Annotated in this window: 1 protein-coding gene; it reads left to right on the top strand. The window is 60.3% G+C overall.

Annotated features, from left to right (window positions below; translation table 11 throughout):
• Positions 1-227 precede the first annotated feature (227 nt).
• On the top strand, positions 228-700 hold a 473-nt coding region (locus AB1L30_RS00755; RefSeq protein ID WP_367011435.1), incomplete at its 3' end, for a hypothetical protein.

Here is a 700-nt window from a genome sequence, read left to right as displayed (position 1 = left end):
GCTCCTTCTATTTGAAGCCAGATATCATCTCCGATACTCGCCATTACGACCTCACACTGAAACTGCCGAATTCCCGCCGATGTTGTTCACTCAAACTGCCCTGCGATCGTTCGCAGAGACGCCAGGATTTCAAGCCATGCTCTTGTATTGCGGACAAGTGGATATCTAGCCAGGTCGTCTTTGACCTGACCGAGCCATGATCCATAATCCTTCGGTGCTCATCCTGGATGAACCGGCGGCCGGGCTCGATCCGCGGGCTCGTATCGACGCAGACGACGAACATACTTCTCGGCTTCGTCCTCGATCCGATCGGCGAGGGCCTTCCGCCACATCTGGGCTGCTTCGGCGCTGACTTGCACTTCGTTCGTTTCGTCCGCTTGCTCGAAAGAGGCGGTCGATGGAAACGGCAGTTTCGCTTCATACTCGATTCGCTTCGCCGGCTTTTCGAGCTCAAGATCATGATGGATCGGACCGTCTCCTCGCTGCTCGAGTCGATGGACGGCGTGGACCTCGTCCACAAGCCGATCCCGATTTCCCCGAGGATCCTGACGGTCGTGCGGACCGGGCGCCCGTTCGTGCTCGGGCCGCTGAACGGAGACATCAGCTATCCCCCGGCGTTCGCCTCGCAGGAGTCCTGGATCACGAGGGGGGTGATCGCCCTGGGGAGGCGGCTGGCGCCCTCGCTCCACCGCCTGCTCGC

Source organism: Bremerella sp. JC817, assembly GCF_040718835.1.
Classification (GTDB): Bacteria; Planctomycetota; Planctomycetia; order Pirellulales; family Pirellulaceae; genus Bremerella.
The sequence above is the reverse complement of the archived record's forward strand: the minus strand, read 5'-3'. Positions and strand labels throughout refer to the sequence as shown.